Source organism: Dyadobacter ginsengisoli DSM 21015 (assembly GCF_059568735.1).
This window is the reverse complement of the sequence record NZ_JCANTY010000003.1, coordinates 527,144-546,054: the sequence shown is the minus strand read 5'-3', so window position 1 is coordinate 546,054 and position 18,911 is coordinate 527,144. Positions and strand designations below refer to the sequence as shown.

The following is an 18,911-nucleotide window of genomic DNA, read 5'->3' as shown; positions in this document are numbered from 1 at the left end:
GACAATCGAAATGGGGATCCCATGAAGCAAAATGGTGCCAAGCCTGGCAGGGCAACAGCAAAATAAACAAATCATTGGCATGAAAATAGAAAGACTAATAACAATTTTTAGTAAAAGGACGGATCGGCTAATAGAAGAGTCAATATCGACTATGTTGGCCTTGTCGAGCTAAAACAAATATTCAATCCGCCAGCTGATGATCAGTCAATGTACATGGTGTATGAAATAAGAGAGGAGTTAATTCCGCAGATAAGTCAATTGTTAAGTAATAAAATTATATTTAACCTACGGAGCTATTTCTATTACATAGAATGCGTTCAGCTGCCTCCCTATGACTTTGGAAGAAATAATTAAAGTCGTAAATAAAATGACGTTGGTGCTTTGACTAGGTTTCCTATTAGGACTTTTCAAATATTATTAGACAAACAATTAAACTAGGACTTAAAAAAATAAAACGATAAAGTCATTTCAAGAGGGTATTTTGTAGAGTCATATTTACATTCTTTATTCGAAATAATGGCCAAATGAAATTGATACTATAAATGGTCAAGAGGCACAAGGAACAGAGTGCGTATGGGAGTTATTGGAAAGATTCGAAAGATTTCGAGCTTTGTTCTTGAATGATGGCGAGGCAATGGGCCTTGTTGGGAATCTCAAAAGGCAACACTGAGGTCTACTTGGTTGAAACGAAAGTTGCAATGCTGAAACCCTGCTTGATAGTGATGCTTTCGAGTTATATGAAAAGGAAATTCTAGGTGAAATTCTTGTGGCCGGTGGCCTTTTGACAATATTGGTAATAAAGAATGGATTTACCTTGGCCAACAATAGAGCACTTAACTTACAGATATAAGGTCGAGGCTAGAATTTTTTGTTGCTGGCACTACTCTGTGTTTGACTGGTGGTACGACAGGATTCTTTGGGAGCTATTTGACAGACGATATTCAACTTTGCAAGTAAGACTAGTTTTCAGAAACAGAGCATTGGATTATTAGATGAAGAAGAAATGATGACCTAACACAAGCTTTAAAAAACTCATTTGCTGGAAAAATTAGATCCAACATTGGAAGGAGCTATTTTGGAACTGGTATCTGCCTGTTATTTTGCTTCATAGTGCGACTAAAATAGATTTAAAACAATTAAATAGTATGAGACAATATTACCTCCTTGTAGTGCTAACTATTGCGTGCCACTTATCATATGGACAAGCAGCCCCAGCCGTTTATGAATATGATGCATCCGGCAACCGTAATTTCCGCAAAGTGGACCCGCTTCCGGTTAGGCTGATCTTCTTCACGGCTGAAAAATCTCTGGACAATCAGCAGCTGCCTTCCGCCTTATTGAAATGGCGGACGGCTTCCGAAACCAATTCGGATCATTTCGAAATTCAGCGTAGCGGGGATGGCAAGAAGTGGCTGGCGATTGGGTCTGTTCAGGCGAGCGGAGACAAGGCGTCGGATTCGGACTATTTTTTCACGGATCATGCGCCGTTGGACGGTGAAAATCTGTACCGTCTGAAAATGGTCGACAGGGACGAAACGTTTGCTTACAGCAGGATACAAAGCCTGGATTTCCGGTCTTTGATAGTTTTCTATCCTAATCCGGTAAAAGGCTGGCTTCAAATCAAAGGTATTCCCGCAGGTGAAGCCAAGACCTCCAAAGTGCAGATTTGGGATGCCGCAGGTAGACTGGTGCAGAAATCAACAGGCTTGCCAAGTGGAGGAGTCGATATGAGCCTGCTGCCTACTGGCATATACACGGTTGAGGTAGCACATAGTAACGGCTCGGTGACCGTTAGAAAAGTTGTAAAAGATTAGCAGATCCGTTTTAGGAAAGATCAGCAGTTTAGATACTACATAATAAAATTTGAGGTTATGAAATTAAAAAGGTTTACTTCACTTTTCGGTGTGCTTTTATTGGCTTTTTGTCTGGGTATGTCCGATTCATTTTCTCAGAAATGGAGTGGGGCCAATGGTAACGAATGGCTAGCTGGCAAATACAATCAACAGTGGGTGCGGATCGGGGTGTCTGCAAAAGGCGTTCACCGAGTGGCGATCTCTTCTTTGCCTGCCGCATTTCAATCAGCTGACAAGTTAAAGCTTCAATTGTGGCGCCGTGGTAATCAGGTGAGGATACTGAAAGCTGATAACACCGAGATCCTGTTTTACGGGGTTCCTAATGACGGAGCTTCCGATGAGCTCCTGTATCGCTATCCTAAATCCCGCTTAAACCCTTATTTTAGCACTTTCTCCAATGAAGGTGCTTATTTCCTTACGATTGGTACTGATAATGGTTTGCGCGCGGAAGTTGAGAATACAGCGGTTGACGTCAACATAGCGGCTTCTCAATTTCACAATCAGGTCGAACTGAAAACTTACCAAACTGAATATACGCATTTTGGTTTCTATCCTACACTCCCGAGTTTAAATAGTTTTTTTGAAGATGGAAAAACGGGAACCGGGACACGGCTCCCAATTGGTGCCCAAGCCACAAGCCCAGTTTATACCGCAAATCCGGCATCGGCTGCTCAGCCGGGCTCTGTTGCCACTAACTTTGATTTCGCGGCTAAAAATGTGTACGGAGGCTCCATTCCAAAAGTGAAGCTGCTGTTGAACGGTCGAGGGGGGAGTCCGCAGATCCAGATCAGCGTTGGCAAAACGGCGTCATCACTTCGCGAGATCACCGTTGCCAATCCATTTTATTTCCGTTCACAGGAGGTAGATTTTGATTTGGATCCTGCGCAAGACTATGATGTAAATGGAGGAACGCTCGGCTTCCAGAGTACCATGGGGGCATCATGGTTTTCAGTAAGCTATTTTACAGTATCCTACAATCAAACGATCGATGCACAAGGCTTGAATGCGTTTGAATTTAATCTTCCGGCTGCTTCTTCTGGATCTAAATCGAGACTTCCAATTTTAAACCCGCCAGCCAACGCGTCGTTCTATGATATTTCGAATGCGGACAGTCCACGTATCATCCAAGGCTCAGCTGCTAACTTGATGGTGACCCGCAACGGTAAGTCACTGAAATTACTTGCCTGGAATAATACCCAAAATATCACGGTTGCGGCAGCCAAAATTTCGACGACAACGTTCCAGCAAATCAATCCTGCTTCTTACAATTACCTGATCGTTGCGGCCGACAACTTAGTTAGCTCCGCGCAGGCCTTTGCCACGTACCGTCAAACTGATTCTCCCGGCGTTAAATACACGCCACTGGTAGTTAAGATCAGTGACATTTATAATGCGTTTAATTATGGGGAACCAAGCCCGGTGGCTGTCAGAAGGTTTGTGGACTATATGATTTCCGATGATAACAAATCAAAATACCTGTTATTGATAGGGAAATCGATTAGCAGCCCTCACAAGATTGTCAAAGAGTTGCCTGGTGAAGTTCCCACGGTGGGTTTTCCTGGCTCTGACTTGCTTCTTGTGGATGGATTGCGTGGGACTCCTGATGACGTACCGGCAATTCCGGTGGGCCGTATTTCAGCGCTATCCGATGCCGAAGTGAATGGGTATTTGCAAAAGATTAAAGACTATGAAGCTCAAACCGATATTGCATGGAGAAAGAATGTGATGCATATCAGCGGCGGTAAAAACTCTTGGGAAATTAACGAATTCTCTGGGTACCTTTCCGGTATCAGTAATACGGTCACCAGTTCTCCTTTCAATGGAACTGTGAGTCAGAAAATCAAAACACTAACGGGAAATGCGATCGAAGAGCTAAATATTTCAACCGAACTGAATGGGGCGGGGTTAGGTATGATCAGCTATTTTGGCCATGGTGTGCAGTACCGCACGGATTTAAACGCGGGCTACGTGACCGATCCGGCGAAAGGGTACAATAACACGACCAAGTATCCTGTCCTGTTTTACAATAGTTGCGCAGTGAACAATGTTTTCAGCAACCAGTTTGCGGCCTCGGTCAATTTAAGTACTTCGCGGCCTTTATCGCTTGACTGGCTTATTACGCCTGGTAAAGGAGCGATTGCGGTTTTTGGAAATAGCTGGGATTCCTACTCGGGTACTTCGAACGAATATCTGGATCGTCTTTATCCGTTGATCTTCTCGGAGTCGGATAGCGACCGTGGAACAATTGGACGGATTCTGCAAGATGTTGCCTTACAAACCAAACTCGCAAAGGGATATAACTACGATCCGGGGCCAGATAGTCTGGTTACTACCTACTATGATGCCGACCGTGCAAATATCCATCAGATATTGCTTCAAGGGGATCCTGCTCTTAGAATCCTGATTAATGAAGCACCACTTTCTGCAACTCTGACTAATTTCAATGCTAGGCTTGTCGGAGAGAAGGTGGAACTTACCTGGAAAGCGGCTGTAGAAAAGAAAAACAATCAGTTTATCATCGAGAGAAGCTATAATGGTAGAAATTTCGAGGAAATCAAGCCTGGCCAGATCAGGGTGGGAGATGATGGTGGTTTAAATTCGGAATTGTCTTACACTTTGGTTGATCCGAAGCCTATGGCGGGAACGAATTTTTATCGTTTGAAGGAAGTAGAAGGAACATCGACAGCCGACGCTTCTGCCAGAAAAGGTAAGGAGACAATTTCGCGAATTGTATCTGTGGAGTTGGGCAAGAAATCTACGCTGTCGGTTTCTCCGAACCCTGCGATAGAATATTTCGAAATCGAGCTGGATGTTCCGACTAAAATCAAGAAATGGAAACTAGTAAATATCAACGGTCAATTGGTAAAGGACAACGGGACCGGCAGCAGGGTAGATCTCACCAACTTTTCACCAGGAGAATACGTTCTCGAGGTTGTTACTGTCAACGGCGACAAATACACAAAGAAAGTAATCAAATTGTAACTGTTTGAGCAGCCTTGGAGTTGGTCTGTTCCAAGAGTTATTCTCGTTTAACAATCGCCTCCAATTTCCTCAAATCTTCCAGCAGAAGTTTCGACTTCTATTCTCTGGGGTGCACAGATAATATTAGAAAATCAGCAAGCCTATGCAAATCAAGTGTTTGCATAGGCTTTTTCGAGATCCTATCCCGAACGTGAAAATTTCCTCAAGAAATTTGGTGAGTAAATCGTCGGTGTAGGTTTCCCTGGGTGGCAAGCCTGAGACGATCTGCTTTATAGCTTTCTGACCATGATCAATCTAATCCGCCCAGTCCTGTATCATTTTTTGTGCAATCGTTCAGAAATTTCGCGCGATCATAGGCGGGGTCAATTTTACTCATTTGACATGAGCGAGTTGTCGATCAACAATATCGTGACGATAGTCTAACTCTTCTTTGATTGTCGATATCGTTAGGCTCGGAAGCCGTGGTTGGTCATCCGGCCTTTTTATTCCCGTAGTCCTATGTCAAACAAGATCGTGTTGTTTGACATGAGGATTTTGTGATTGATTTGAAAGGGAATACATAGGCTGTATTTAGCTGTCCTGTTTCTTTCTTTTGTTCCTATAGCAGTTCAATGGCTTGACGGGAGAGGTGAGACGATAAGCGGTTTACGCATCTTCATTCGCTCCATTTTGCATGGATGAGCTCGGTTGTGCGTGTAAAGGAGAGCATGAGGATACGTATGGCCCGGATAGTACGTAGATAGAGATGGGCATCACTCATATCAAGAGTAAGGCGGCTTCGAGTTCGCAAATCGTAAACACGTTTTTACCACTTCGATATTTCTACATACGGGCTCCATCGCATATGCGTTAGAGATTTCTCAGGAGCAGCAAAGCGAAAAAGCACCTTATACATGCAAGCCTCGCGGGCAGAAACAGGACGAGTCAAGGGGGTGAATCGTCCTCATGATTCGGAATGAATCCATTATCGAGAATATACTGTATAGTGGCGTCGCATGACGAATATCAATGACTATATCGTTGGCCCTGTGGGAGAGGCCTGCGGCAAGGAATTGTCCAGTGAATATCTAACGTTTGTTTATGTATCATGTACTCTACCTTTAACGCTTTGAGAATATTAAGTTAAAATTGACAATCTATGATAGAAATCCTATGAACGACTAGTGACAACCGGTTGATTCTTCTGGTGCCAAACCCGACATAGATTGAGGAGCTAAAATGGAAATCGACGAACCTGACCCGCAGCAATTGATGAGCCGAAAGGCTGCTGCTGAATATCTCGGTACTACTGTAGGTGTAATGGCCGTTTGGGATTCCATCAAAAGGTATAATCTTAACCCCCAAAATGTTAAGGGAAAGATTTTTTATCATAAAGACGATCTTGACAACCATCTAAACCGGATGTTCTTCGCCTGAATAATGCATCGTAAAAGCAGGGAGGAGAGGTTCTGGACAAACTTCTCCTCCCCTGTGCCCTTTATCACATCAGTTTCCTCGGAGGAGCGCAATGGGCAAGGACCATGCGGACAGTATAGCTATATCCAAAATTCTGGACAAGCTTCAAATCAGCGCCCAACATGTGGGAAAATCAAAGGCGTTGTACCGCTCTCCGATTACGAAGGAAGGCGAAGCCAGTTTCTGGGTCTATTTCAAGCGAAACACTTGGTACGACTACGCTATACCAGTTGGGGGCACTCTCGAAGACTTTGCTCGGCGCTACCTCAAATTTACAGGCGAAGCTAATACACCTATGGATGTCTCACGCTGGATATCCAATATGGCGAGTGATAGTCGATTCGCGCAAATTGCAGATCTTTCGGCTGCTGATAAGGTGGATGGGCAAGCCTTGTTTGTTAAATCGGCGGAGCAAATACGCTTTTTGGGACTAATCAAGTACCTGGAAGGTCGAGGTATTCCGATATCGACTGCTCGGCGATATGCGAGAGAGCTGAAAGTCTTGAACCACAAAACAGGTCGAACCTTTATCGCTATCGGTACGAAGAATGAAAACGGTGGCTATGAACTCCGCAACCCTTTTTTCAACGGTTTCGTCCATCCCCGGGGCATTTCCTTTTTCCGCGGAACAAATCCGCCCTCACGTGGCATCCATATCTTCAAGGACATTTTCGATTTCCTTTCCGTACTTACCCAACTTGACTATCAGGCGTGGGAGCATGACACGATCATCCTACATACGCATGCAAACGCATCGGTCGCAGCCCCTTACATCCAACACTACGGTTATAAGACCATGTATACCTGGATGGACAATGATCCGGGTGGGGATAGAGCGACCAGTGTTCTGCATGGATTTATTCGCAGCCAGCCTGGTTTAGTACATCTCAAAATGAACCGGGTCTATGAGGAATTTCTTTCGGTCAATGCATGGCATATCGCCTCGCAAGCGGATAAGAACCGCCTGAAGCTGTAACCGGATCTTAGCCAAATAACATGTTGTCATTGTCTCCGCAGAATGGGGATGACTTTTTTGTGACGATACCCGGCCCGCTCATTCCACCAACAACAATTTTCCCCGCGCGGCGTCCGCCTGCCTTCGGCATTCCTCGCGCGACCAAAATTCTTGCCGGTTCATTGGCTTGCAGCCGGGTTTTTGGTCACCATCATCCCCCAACCTGCGGAGAACTAAACATGACCTTACATTCCCCGGCTTACATATCCAAACACGAATCTACCGGGCAACCAGTTAGCGATATTTATGCCCGCGTTACCAATAAGATTCTGTCCGACCTTGAAAAAGGTGAATTGACATGGCGTAAACCCTGGAATAGCGAAAATTTCGCCGGATCGATCACAGTTCCCAAACGCTGGAACGGCGCTTCTTATAGCGGGATCAATATCATCGTCCTGTGGGCAACTGCGGCAGAACAAGGCTATGTATTGCCACATTGGATGACATTTAAACAAGCCGTAGACCTGAAAGCTTGCGTTCGCAAGGGCGAAAAAGGAACCCAGGTAGTTTACGCGGACAAGCTCGTCAAAGAAGAAGAGAACGACAAAGGCGAACTTGAAGAAAAACATATCCCATATCTGAAAGCCTATACGGTCTTTAATGCATCGCAAATCGACGGCCTCCCGGAGAACTATTATGAAACTCCTGCTGATAGAAGCGAGGAGGTTGCCCAACGTATTGAAAGCTTGGAGGCATTCTTTACCAGCACCAAAGCCGAAATTTATACCGGTACCAAGGCAGCGTACAATCAAACAGCTGATAAGATCCAGATGCCTCCGTTTGCAAGTTTTGGTAGTCCGTTAGATTATTACAGCACGTTGGCGCACGAGCTCACCCACTGGACCAAGCATTCTTCGCGCCTGAACCGTGATTTCGGTCGAAAGCACTTTGGCGACGAAGGGTATGCTAAAGAAGAGTTGGTGGCCGAACTGGGAGCTTGCTTTCTCGGCGCGACGTTGAACTTTGAGCCAATGCCCGAAGAGCAGCATGCGGCATATATTCAGTCTTGGTTGAAGGTGCTGAAGGATGACAAGCGGTTTATTTTTTCTGCAGCGTCGCATGCACAAAAAGCAGTTGAGTTTTTATCAGGCAACTCTCGGTTGTTTCTCTAACGGAAATTTTGGAATTTAGTTATTGTCTAACAATAGCAAACATCAGTTAGCCCAGATTGTGATTATGTCTGAAGAACTTACCGAAAAATATCCAGCTCCTTATGCTCATCTCGAAGATTTGATACGGGAGGCAAGGGGGCAGATTGTATCGATTGATGAAAGGATTAAGAGTTTTCCAGACATAGGAAGTGGTTCTGCTTTCCGTCCACCACAGCAAGGTAAGGGGAGGTATGGTAGCCAAGCAAGAGTAATTTCTGTGCTGGAGGATGCAAAGGCCGCATTCAGAACAAGTGTATTAGCAGGAGTTGAGGCTGAAATTAAAGATGCTGACCCGAAGATTGCTTCCTGGATCCGTTTTCAGGCACATATTGGAATAGAGCCAGTAATGGACCAAGAGCTAGGTCAGCAGATGGATGACAAATCACGCACGGCAATCAGCCCTGATGAGAGTGCTATCATAAAAGAGTCTTCGTCTCCATCTGAGAAATTCAACCAGTCTCTACGTTTTACCTCGGCTACGGCTAAGGGGCCCAATACTGCAAAGACTTTTGATAGCAAGAGCAAGTCCAAAGACTAGTTGTTAGATTGGTGATACATTTGCATTTGCCATTCTTACATTGCAAAGGAGCTAGTACTGCGAGATGAACTCAAAGTCCTTCGCTAGTAGTGACTTGGGGTGCATATCCAAGCCCTTTGCATATTCCAGAAACGTCGTAAAGAAATAGTCTTTTTTGCCGTTTTCAATGTTGCTGATATTACTCTTTGTAAGGTCACATTTTGCAGCGAGCTCATCTTGACTCAACCCAGCCTGATGCCTCAACTCTTTGAGGTACAGCCCGATTTCCTTTAGCCTCGACAGGTCTCGATCTTCTTTCATTCCGTTTTTCCGCGAATGAAAAAGTTTTGAGGAAAAAATATGTTATAAGATCTTATAACATTCCGACATCTTGTTATCTTTGCATATCCCGCTCACAGCGCTTCTTTAGGGATGAACGGGTAGCCGCTCATTCAGGCTGATGGAACCATAAGTCAATAAAATCTTAGCCACAACGTCCATGATTAATTCCACCGACATCCTGTTTGACGACGTAATGGAGCTCGAAAGCGCGGCTCAACGAGATTTGCAACTCTTTGCAAAGGTCGACAACGATTGCGACTGCGTATCTTATGGTACTACCTCAAATCGCGTTCAGATTGATTCCGAAGAAATCACCCGGATTGCTGGTCAGAAACATTGATGGCAACCAGTTTTACGCAGTGAATTGCTTTTATCCTAATTCACTGCGTATTCTTAACTCCCGACAATTTGACGTCCTTTCCGCTGTGGACGGTAAAACTGACGTTTCACAGCTGGCAGACCGGTTTGGCTTGGATATTCCGGCTTTGCAGGGATATTTTGCGCAATTGTCTGAGACGGAAATCATTCGTTTCGACGACCGTTTCAGTTTGCCTGGTAAACCCGATAGCACCGACGCGCTAAACCTTTGGATACACACGACCAATAAATGTAACCTGTCCTGTGGCTACTGCTATATCTCAACGTTGCAGACTACGGGTGGCATGACCGAAAATGTCCGACTGCAACTGCTCCAAAAGCTTGTTGAAACAGTCAGTGCAAAAGATATCACAAAGATCAAGCTTCGATTTGCCGGAGGGGAGCCGTTACTGCAATTTAAAAAATGGACAGATTTTATATGCGAAGCGAAAGCCCAGTTGCATAAGCTTGGATGCGCAACGGAAATCTCATTCCTAACTAACCTGACCATCCTCAACGACGAAATCATCTCGTTTGCCAAAGCCCATGATATCGGTTTTGGTGTTTCTCTTGATGGTGTCGAGCAGTTTCAAAACCAGGCGAGGTCGTTTCATTCCGGGAATGGAACATTCGCCCGAGTGGATCAGAACTTGAAAAGGTTGGTCGATAGCAAAATCCGAGTATCGGTCAATACCGTTGTAGCCAACGAGAATTTGGAAGGGTTGCCGGACTTGACCCGCTATTTGATCGACCTGCATATCCCGTTCCGGTATTCTATCGTCAAGGGTACTTGGATTGATCCGGAATTATTGGAACAGAGGCTATCAGACGTTTATGAAATTGCCGAGGCCGCCATCGCCAGAGGTTGGCGTTTTTCACAGAAGCACCAGTTTTGCGACCTCAAACCGGTAGAGCTTGGATTCCAAACCTGCGCATCTGGTTTTTCCGGTGGCGCGATCTACGTGGATGGATCAATGCACTATTGCCATGTCCATTTCGGAGACGACACTCAAAAATCGTTCTCCATTTTCGACGAGGAACTGGATCTGGTCGACATGATCGAGCAGGGGGAACATGCGGAGACTCACCGGTCGAGTGATTGTAAAATATGCAAATACCGGTCGGTGTGTACCAGTGGGTGTCCGGTTTACCGTGTCCACGGCAAAGACCCACAATGCAGTATTTACCATAAGTTCATCCCCAGGATTTATGATCTGCTGGCAAAAGAGCGGTTGAAATTACTCCGGGATTATCAGATCATGTAGTCACAAATCCCTACAACCCTTTTACCCTGACAATCAGGAAAGGTTGGTTTTCGTGGCATCCATAATTGCCGTCTTAGCGCTTCTTGCAACGTTTTATCAGCTGTATTTGCAGCGTAGACATAATGAGAAGTCATTGAAACCTTTGGCCCAGATCAAATTTGTCGATCAAAAAGCACAGCTCGCCGTGCAAATTGAAAATTGTGGTTTGGGGCCTATGATCATTGAGAGCCTTTCTTTTTCGAAGGAGGGGACGGTTTCCCCAAAAATTGATGAATATCTGGATTTGGATAGACGGTCATTTTTCTCGGTGAGTATTGATAGTGAGATCAAGAAGGTTTTGCCACCAAATGGGCAGATGGACATTTTTGCGAAAAATGTGACTGCTTTGACACCAGAAGAGATTGATCTGGTAAGAGGCAAATTATCAATTGTGGGTGTAAAATTGGTGTATCGCGATATCTACAACAATCAGTTTACTGCCGAACGTAGTTTGCAATGGTTCTCGCGTCACCACTCATAGATGATCATTCAAACTCAACCCACGAAATCGAAGTTAAACGGGACTGAATGGATTTTAGGCAATTTAGGATGGATGCTTCATCCGGTAGTTTGCCAAAGACCAAGTTTCTGAACTCCCTTGTGTAAGCGTCCTTAATCTGATTCCACGTATTCTCTACGTCGCTGAATATCACAGCATCCATTGGATGTTTTCTAAGCCACTGATTGTTGTTCCGAAAGCCTTTGAAGTCGTCTCTTCCGACGGCGATCAACATTTTCTCGAATTCGCCAGATTGAAGGAATTGGGAATATTCTTCCAGCTGCAACAATTGATGAAGGTCGTATATATGGCGTACTTTCTTGCGGAGGTCCGCTATGGGCGTGTCTGTATGGGAAAACCGGACAAGGCTCATGATTTTTTCGCACATGGTCCGCAGCGGGGACAAAACCTGAACCTTAAAGGGCCGCAGGTTATACTGCACAGCTATTTGTTCCTGGTTTGCATCCAGCATCATTTCGCCGACAAATGAACTGATTGTTTGTTCTCCATATGGCTCGTGATTTCCAAGCCATGTGCTTTCGAGAATAATTACATCTCTTATTTGACCATACGTGCCGGCGAACTCTTTTGGAAATAGGTGGGCTGTTTTCCTGTTCATGCCTCTTTTGTGTGTAAGTCCTTCAAGCTCGATTTCAGGCAGAACAGGCTCTATCGAAGCGCTTATCTCTTTGAGCTTCGTTTTAAGGCGGTTATCGGTCTCACCTGCGTTTCGAAGAACAACCAGATCGATATCTTCAGAAAAGCGTTCAATCATTTTGAAGCATTTGGATAGCGCAGTGCCTCCTTTGAAGATCGTCTCTGCTCCAATTTCATCCTGGAAAATCGTAAAAAGCGCGTAGGTTACCCAATAGTCTTTTTCAACATATATGGCCGGAATTTGCATGCGGTCTGCTGTCGCTTGGATCGCCTGCCGGAAGAGTGCTTTGTTGTCGTGTAAGTTCATTTGATATTCCACTTGTCCGTGTAATCGAGAACCTTGTTAGCGCCCGCGAGTTCATATTGCGTGATGGGGTTTAATGTCGGATAAAGAGCCTTCGCCACAGTATCCATACCTAATTGATCCAATAGAGCCCCGAGCAGTGACCTGGTAGATGGCGGGTATTTTAGGGCGAGGCGCATCATCCGTGACAGTTCCTTCTCCGAATAGACTTTTAGAAGTGCTAGAAGACGTTTTAGGGCGGCTTCGATGGAGGTATCGGGTATCTTTTTAATATACCGGATCGTATCCAGGGTTTGTAGCAAGGGTATATTGTCTTTGGTAATGCTATTTTTTTGTTTGACGAATGAAATGGTGTACCGTTCTCGCTGGAAGGGAGAGCGAATGTCATTTCTTCCAATTTGAATAATATTGCTGACCTGAGTTGTGAGGCCAAGTTTGTTGTAGATGCTAAGCCCAGTTAGGTAGCCAGTCGGTTTGCCGCCTTCTTCGAGAAGATCTTTAACGACCTCGCTGACATCGGGTGATAACGTACCAAATGGGGTTTGCTCCGGCTTATAGTATTTGCCTTTTGCCAGTTTTGCCAGCTTGCCTGCTGAAACCATACGGTTGAGCGCCTTAATGACGGCCTCGCGCTGATTGACGTTGTCAATCAGGCTCTCATAGGTAAACACATACCCTTTAGGGAGTTTATCAACGCCAAGCGCTACATAATCAGAGGTTTTCATTGTGCAAGTATAGCACACATCGTTATTAATGTCCAGTATTTTTTGCAAAAAACTGGACAATTTAAACTCAAGAACGAAGTTGAAGAAGTTCGGTTAGTAACCTACCAGATCCTGATATAAATTTAGGGGGATTAAGATTACCTATATAGTTTAAAATCGTATTGTGTCTTTCCGCCGATTTCAGCCGGACAACAATTTTTTGTTTTATTTCCATTAATATAGATATCAAAGTCCCGATATACATCTGTAAATTTTGGATTTCCATTTCCAGGAATGAGAACATCTAACGATCCGTAACCCTTTGGAACATCAACAGTCCCACTATAATTTCCATTCTTGTCGGTAAATACATTTAGAAGTCGCTTTTCACTGGCAAGTTTAACTGCAACAAAAATGACGGCGATACTATCGACCCCAGATCCTCCAATTTCAATTACTTGCCCGTAGGCAGTGCTTGTCCGAGAAAGCTTGTCGCATCCTTGTAAACTCATAAACGGCCATAAAATGACGATTGCAAGTTCCGACCATAAAGATCGTTTCGATTTTTTTTTCGTAGATATCGTGGCCATGAATTTCAATATTTAACATTAACCAATATTCCCTCGGTAATAATTTATTGAACCTCAGGTAAGTTATCGTAGCCTTCTAATTTACCTCGGCGATAATATCGCTTTCTAAGACATTATCCATTGTTCTGTCTACAAAAGCTCCCCTAGCCAGTGCATTAGTCGACTTCACCGTCTCTGGCAATCTTCTATTGTCAGACTTTTGTAGTCGTAAAGGGGACAAAAGTGCTGTAGATTTATTTTTCAGGGGGTTTAATGCAATCATCGAAGTACGCCTTTATTTGTTTGTCAATATATGCTGTCAGCCTAGCGCAAAATCCGTGATGACGCTTATCCCTGAATTTTTTGCAAAGCAAAAAATTCATCTAACGACTTCGCTTCGCTACGGGGAGCTATCAAGTCTTCTTTGCGCTGTATTGCTGCCATCATCGACCAACAAATAAAGGAGATTTACGATGACAACTGAAACCCAAACCGAAAAGAAATACCCAACCCACGCTGTTTACTTCCTGACCAACAAAAAGGATAGTGACCAGAAAGACTGGAACAAGACCGGCGCAGCCTGGGCACATGTCGACGCAGACGGCATGACCGTATCCCTGGATATTTTCGGGCAAAAGATTTCCCTGGTCATTCGCAAGAATAAACCCAAGGAGTAAGCATCCTGGCCGGGCGAGGCAACTCGCCCGGCTTTTTTAACATCTCATATTATGGAGGACAAATGTCTAACTACGCATGCAAAAACTGTGAAGGTAAATACAATTGGCATTGGCAAGAGGCCTTCCTCAGGATCGACTGTTGGGCCAATGAATTCAATACTTGCTGTGTTGAAGGTGTTTTGGCTCGTAACGGTTATCAAGTCGAAGCAACCGGAGGACGAACCCACAATATCATCTGCTCTATTAAAAAGGATGGTGTCGATCAGATTCCACTATCCGCTAAGGTTGGCTATGACAATCCGCAGGAATATCTACCTAAAGAAATCGTTGCAATCCTTGACAAAACGTTCTTGACAGAATGGCCATATGTGTTTGAGGAACCTCAAAACTAAAAGATCTAAGCCGGACAGTGCAATCTGTCCGGCTTAAATTTACTATTCTGTTATTTCCATCTCGATACTGATAATAATACTTTCCGATCCTGTTTCAACTGGAATGTATCTTGGATCAATCGCGGCGATAATCCGTGGCAGATGATCGAGTAGTTGCATAAACAAGGCTTCCAGGCCATATCCTTTTAAAATAACGTTTTGGGAAGAAAAGCAGAGCGTGATGATGTTCACCTCGCTATTTGGGTCGAAATCGGCTGAGACCAAATATGCATAGTTGAAAAACGCACGTCTGCCGTCAGGCCAGACCAAGCACAAGTTCCGGGCATGCCCAACGGAGTGCATCGTATCATCCGACCCGCCAAGAACAGGTTCTTCTTCGCTGTCGGTTTTCGCGGGGCCGTTCTCCCGCATCTGGTCGAAGCGTAATTTAAATCCGTGGCTCATAGTCGATATCGATTGTGCGCTGTTTAGAAGTAATCGTTCTTACCGGATTTTTTTCCTTTTGCGGTGCATTGCGCTCGAGTGCAACTTGTTCCGCCACGGCTTGTATATTCTTCCGCTTTTGCATGAGCTCCAGGGCAGACTGACGGTCGCCCAGGCGTTGCGCGTGATTAAGCAGCTCCTCTTTGTCATCGGTGTAGATATGCACCTTATCGCGCCCTCGCGAAACCGAAACATAGAGTTGCTTGGAGCTGGTCGCCGGGAAGGTGGCTGCTGGTTGTGAGATAAACACCTCATCAACCGTCTTACCTTGCGAGGCGTGGCTGGTGATGCAATAGGCATGGGCGATGTGTCCGAAATCCTTGCCGATCTTGTATCTGGTCTTGCCGTCGCCGCCCAGCAGTTCAACGTCGCCCGATTTCTTGACGGAGGTGACTTGCAAAAGCTGGCCGTTATTTAGCCTCTTTTCTTTTGCATCAAAACCATTGCGGGTGACACGAACCTTGTCGCCCTTGGCAAGGTCAAGCCACTTTGTCCGGTAAATGTCATAACAGGCACTTTTATCTGTCGGCAGCGTCTGTGTCTCGCCCTGGGCATCTTTGATAAGGACATGGTGATCATTACTGTACGCGACAGTCCAGCGACTGCCGCGTTGGATGCCGGCAACGTTCTGGTTGAACTGGATAATATTTCCCTCATTGATATTGCGCCAATCCGACCGCTGCGCCTCGGTCAGGTTACGGTTAACAAGCCGGTCAATGGTAATCTCGCGTTTACCAAGTTCGCCGCTGCTTCGCAGCTTTTGGCGGATGGAGTCCGTGACGTCTTCCGCTTGCTGGTGCGTGGGAGAAATCACCAAAGCCGATTTCTTGTTTTTGATGGCAGCCATGTAATCGTCGATCAAGTCCTTGTTGGGACTAAGTGGATCGATCTCTTTGATAGCCCCCGACGCATCCAGTTTTTCAAACGCGCTCTTGACGTTTCCTGCTGAAAGGTCTTCAACGGCCCTTCGGTAGTTCTCGTCGCGCTGCCGGTAAATCTTGCTGACTTCGGCGGTCCTGATCTCGCCGACCGTATTGAGGATGCGCAAGGCATCCCCACGGACGACCGAGCTGTGCTGCCGCGTATCGCCCCCCAATATCAACCGGGCGTTTTGTTTGGTGGCCAGGTTGAGCAGGGCGGTCATATCCCTGGTGCCAAGGAGGCCCGCCTCATCGACCCACAAGACCTGGTCTTTCAGCTTGTCCTGCATTTTTTCATCGACCAAAAACTGAGAGACGGTTTCAGCTTGCGCGAAACCTTCATTCCGTAAGACGCCACGTGACGCCTCGGAGGTCGGCGCAACGACCGTGACTGTTTTTCCGGCCCTCTTCATATGCTCGATGGCTTCCTGCATCAATGTTGTCTTGCCGGAGCCTGCCGTGCCCCGGATGATGGACACCCGGTCGGTGGTCGTCAGAAGGTGTTTGACGGCCTCGCCCTGCTGGCCGTCGAGCTTCACCTCCGGGCTTTCTGTGTAGAGGGGCCGGAGTTTGCCCTGGCCGCTTCTGGCAAGTTTGACCATGTAGTGCTCTTCGGACAGTACCTCACGGGTCGTCATAAGCTTCTGGCCACGGTCGGTAATGCCCATAAGGCGCTGGTCCGAATTCAAGCTAACGGTAACCTGATCCAGTGAAATCGCCCGCTGGCCAATGCTGTGGCGGTAGGCAGTTTCAAGCAGCCTGCGGTCATGAATGACCGAGGCTCGCTCGAAGCCGTGCTGCAACGCATGGTCGACACAGTCCTTGGCATGTATTATTTCCACCACCGTGTCAGGGGCATTGCGGATAGCCCGCTCGCCACTGCCATCTTGCTCTGGTCCGAGCTCGCGGATTTGTCTACGCCAATCCGCTTTGAGCTCGTTCATACCGACACCCGGCTGCTTTTTGGCTCGGGTGCGGGCACCAAGCTCGCCCAGTTCGTCAATGTCGGTGATGCCCTTTTCCTTGGCAATACGGCCAATTTCATCCGTGCGTTTGGAGAAGAGGTCGATCACACGCTGAGGCACGTTTTCGGCTTCGAAGAATTTGTCCGTGCGCCGGATACCATAGCCGAGATCGATCAAATTGTCAGACAGGTATTTGTGAAACCGTGCCTGGTAATAGGGCATGTCCCGTTTGATATCCCGGAATTGCCCTGCCTTTACCCGCCGCTCGTCTTCGTCCCATGTCGCGTTGAAGACGAAACAATGAGCGTGTAAATGCGGGTCAGGCAGATGCCCGTCCACCGGCCTTGCGGTCTGGTGGACGAAGTCCGCCCAGACTAGCTCACCGGTCTTCCGATCATCATACTGACCATCCTTCCGCAGCCTGGTTTTGGCATCCGCCTCAATGTCGCGCATGGTCGCTTGTACACTGTCTTCGAATGCCTTCAGCAAGTGATCATCGCCCGACAGGGCGTGCAAGATCGATACGGATTTCGGGCAATGAAAGTTGATATCATATCCTGTCGTCCGCTCGGCCTTTGTCCGAGGCGTTAGGTGTTTGCCAGTCGTCGGATCGATATTGTCGCAAAGAGCAAAGAATGTCTCTTTTGTTGCAACACCTGTGATGCCAAGCCGCTCAGCAAGCTTGCCGCGGATTTGCCCGTTCAACTCCTGATCATTAATGTAATAATCAGCTTTGGAGAGCGCTTGCTTGAAGTAGGCTTTGGCATGGTCAGCATTGCTGGCCTGGATCATCCGTATCATAAATGCAGTCTACAACAGGATTGAATTCGGGATTGATATTTCTGGTTACGTTAAAAGAAATGCCTATCTGGTTTGACCAGGAGCTGTGTACGGAAAACCCCTTAGGCTGTGTACGGGAATTGATATACGTTGTGTTAACTTTTGCATCAGACGTCTTCCCTAAGCACTGCTTAGGGGGTCAGATAGCCACTGCTATTTCGGAATCTTCGACGAAATTTTCGGCAACTTTCCTTCGCATATTCTCATCGACTGGCTTTCGTCCGTAATAGTTAACGCCTCTGGTTTCGTTCGGTGTCAGGCCGTCAACAAATGATGCAGTCATCTCTTCGTTAAAGATCATTTCGTCAATTTGGTCCATGACGAAGTTGTCTCCGCGATGATATGCACCCAGGTAACTGATCGAATAACAGACGCTACAAACGACAATCAGAATGCCCACATGCTGCTGTAAGAGCCAGAGGCCTGCCCCTATTACGAAAAAGAAACCCGGCTCGATGACCGTCTCAATCGTACGTACAGATAGCCGCTTGCCATAGGGCTGGTAGTTCAAAAAGCCGTTATGGATATTACCTGTCGATAGGCTGTAACGGCCAAAGTCGAAGACAGACGGAAGCCGTTTGATCTCGCGGCGACGGTCGAGGCACATACCCACAAACCCGGCAAGAAACAGATACCAGGTCAGGTCATGAAGTAAGAACTCGAAGATATCGAATTCACGACTGAACCCATACCTGGACAGAAAATAGAAGCCGACGCTCGCTCCGATAGGCAGAATTGCCAGAACAGTTGTCGCGATAATTGCAGTGGAAAACGAAAAATAACGCTCGCCCATGTTAGTGCGGATAAACACTTCCAGAAGCAGCCGGGGAACGCAGCAGGTTGAAAGGAACAGATCAAGGATTGCTTCCTTGATTACATTCTTGCGACGAAAGACGGAACGGAAATAGAGGTTCTTTTTCATAGA

General features: G+C 46.2%; 18 protein-coding genes. 11 read left to right on the top strand and 7 right to left on the bottom strand.

Going from position 1 to position 18,911, the window contains the following annotated elements; all coding sequences use genetic code 11:
- Positions 1 to 144: 144 nt before the first annotated feature.
- From BP71_RS13020 to BP71_RS12990, 7 genes are all read left to right on the top strand, one after another.
- Positions 145 to 354 (top strand): DUF7683 domain-containing protein, encoded by a 210-nt coding sequence (locus BP71_RS13020; RefSeq protein WP_496380591.1) that lies wholly within the window; start codon positions 145 to 147, stop codon positions 352 to 354.
- A gap of 791 nt (positions 355 to 1,145) precedes the next feature.
- Complete coding sequence (locus BP71_RS13015) at positions 1,146 to 1,814, top strand: T9SS type A sorting domain-containing protein (protein WP_496379811.1); 669 nt, start codon at positions 1,146 to 1,148, stop codon at positions 1,812 to 1,814.
- Between the two features lie 57 nt (positions 1,815 to 1,871).
- Entirely contained in the window at positions 1,872 to 4,835 is a 2,964-nt protein-coding gene (gene porU2 / locus BP71_RS13010) for a putative type IX secretion system sortase PorU2 (protein WP_496379809.1), read from the top strand.
- Between the two features lie 1,218 nt (positions 4,836 to 6,053).
- Positions 6,054 to 6,251 carry a hypothetical protein gene (locus BP71_RS13005; RefSeq protein ID WP_496379807.1) on the top strand — a complete coding sequence of 66 codons (198 nt, stop codon included), beginning with the start codon at positions 6,054 to 6,056 and terminating at the stop codon, positions 6,249 to 6,251.
- 91 nt (positions 6,252 to 6,342) lie between these two features.
- Positions 6,343 to 7,266 (top strand): DUF8464 domain-containing protein, encoded by a 924-nt coding sequence (locus BP71_RS13000; RefSeq protein ID WP_496379805.1) that lies wholly within the window; start codon positions 6,343 to 6,345, stop codon positions 7,264 to 7,266.
- 20 nt (positions 7,267 to 7,286) lie between these two features.
- Entirely contained in the window at positions 7,287 to 8,417 is a 1,131-nt protein-coding gene (locus BP71_RS12995; RefSeq protein ID WP_496379803.1) for an ArdC family protein, read from the top strand.
- Between the two features lie 64 nt (positions 8,418 to 8,481).
- On the top strand, positions 8,482 to 8,994 hold the full coding sequence (locus BP71_RS12990) for a hypothetical protein (RefSeq protein ID WP_496379802.1): 513 nt from the start codon (positions 8,482 to 8,484) through the stop codon (positions 8,992 to 8,994).
- Positions 8,995 to 9,045: 51 nt separating this feature from the next.
- Here BP71_RS12990 and BP71_RS12985 read toward each other — a convergent pair whose 3' ends face one another.
- On the bottom strand, positions 9,046 to 9,294 hold the full coding sequence (locus BP71_RS12985) for a helix-turn-helix domain-containing protein (RefSeq protein ID WP_496379800.1): 249 nt from the start codon (positions 9,292 to 9,294) through the stop codon (positions 9,046 to 9,048).
- 317 nt (positions 9,295 to 9,611) lie between these two features.
- Here BP71_RS12985 and BP71_RS12980 point away from each other — a divergent pair, with 317 nt between their 5' ends.
- A complete protein-coding gene (locus BP71_RS12980) occupies positions 9,612 to 10,937 on the top strand; it encodes a radical SAM protein (RefSeq protein WP_496379798.1) in 1,326 nt (441 codons plus the stop codon).
- Positions 10,938 to 10,989: 52 nt separating this feature from the next.
- The gene (locus BP71_RS12975; protein WP_496379797.1) at positions 10,990 to 11,457 is read left to right on the top strand and encodes a hypothetical protein; all 468 of its coding nucleotides are present in this window, start codon (positions 10,990 to 10,992) and stop codon (positions 11,455 to 11,457) included.
- A gap of 4 nt (positions 11,458 to 11,461) precedes the next feature.
- Here the strand turns inward: BP71_RS12975 and BP71_RS12970 are convergent, their stop codons facing one another.
- The 3 genes from BP71_RS12970 to BP71_RS12960 all read right to left on the bottom strand — a co-directional run bounded on the left by BP71_RS12970 (position 11,462) and on the right by BP71_RS12960 (position 13,730).
- A complete protein-coding gene (locus tag BP71_RS12970) occupies positions 11,462 to 12,439 on the bottom strand; it encodes a nucleotidyl transferase AbiEii/AbiGii toxin family protein (RefSeq protein WP_496379795.1) in 978 nt (325 codons plus the stop codon).
- Positions 12,436 to 13,161 (bottom strand): DUF6088 family protein, encoded by a 726-nt coding sequence (locus BP71_RS12965; RefSeq protein ID WP_496379793.1) that lies wholly within the window; start codon positions 13,159 to 13,161, stop codon positions 12,436 to 12,438. Before BP71_RS12965 ends, BP71_RS12970 begins: the two co-directional genes overlap by 4 nt.
- A gap of 137 nt (positions 13,162 to 13,298) precedes the next feature.
- Complete coding sequence (locus BP71_RS12960; protein WP_496379791.1) at positions 13,299 to 13,730, bottom strand: hypothetical protein; 432 nt, start codon at positions 13,728 to 13,730, stop codon at positions 13,299 to 13,301.
- A 452-nt stretch (positions 13,731 to 14,182) separates the two neighbouring features.
- Between BP71_RS12960 and BP71_RS12955 the strand changes: the two genes are divergently transcribed.
- Together BP71_RS12955 and BP71_RS12950 are read left to right on the top strand one after the other, a co-directional pair.
- Entirely contained in the window at positions 14,183 to 14,386 is a 204-nt protein-coding gene (locus BP71_RS12955; RefSeq protein ID WP_496379789.1) for a hypothetical protein, read from the top strand.
- Positions 14,387 to 14,448: 62 nt separating this feature from the next.
- Positions 14,449 to 14,778: a hypothetical protein gene (locus tag BP71_RS12950; RefSeq protein ID WP_496379787.1), complete on the top strand. Its 330-nt coding sequence runs from the start codon at positions 14,449 to 14,451 to the stop codon at positions 14,776 to 14,778.
- A gap of 42 nt (positions 14,779 to 14,820) precedes the next feature.
- Here BP71_RS12950 and BP71_RS12945 read toward each other — a convergent pair whose 3' ends face one another.
- The 3 genes from BP71_RS12945 to BP71_RS12935 all read right to left on the bottom strand — a co-directional run bounded on the left by BP71_RS12945 (position 14,821) and on the right by BP71_RS12935 (position 18,908).
- Entirely contained in the window at positions 14,821 to 15,222 is a 402-nt protein-coding gene (locus BP71_RS12945; protein WP_496379785.1) for a hypothetical protein, read from the bottom strand.
- Entirely contained in the window at positions 15,206 to 17,947 is a 2,742-nt protein-coding gene (gene mobF / locus BP71_RS12940; protein WP_496379783.1) for a MobF family relaxase, read from the bottom strand. The genes BP71_RS12945 and mobF overlap by 17 nt, the downstream gene beginning before the upstream one ends.
- Before the next feature lie 178 nt (positions 17,948 to 18,125).
- Positions 18,126 to 18,908, bottom strand: a complete 783-nt coding sequence (locus BP71_RS12935) for a hypothetical protein (RefSeq protein WP_496379781.1) — start codon at positions 18,906 to 18,908, stop codon at positions 18,126 to 18,128.
- Positions 18,909 to 18,911 lie beyond the last annotated feature (3 nt).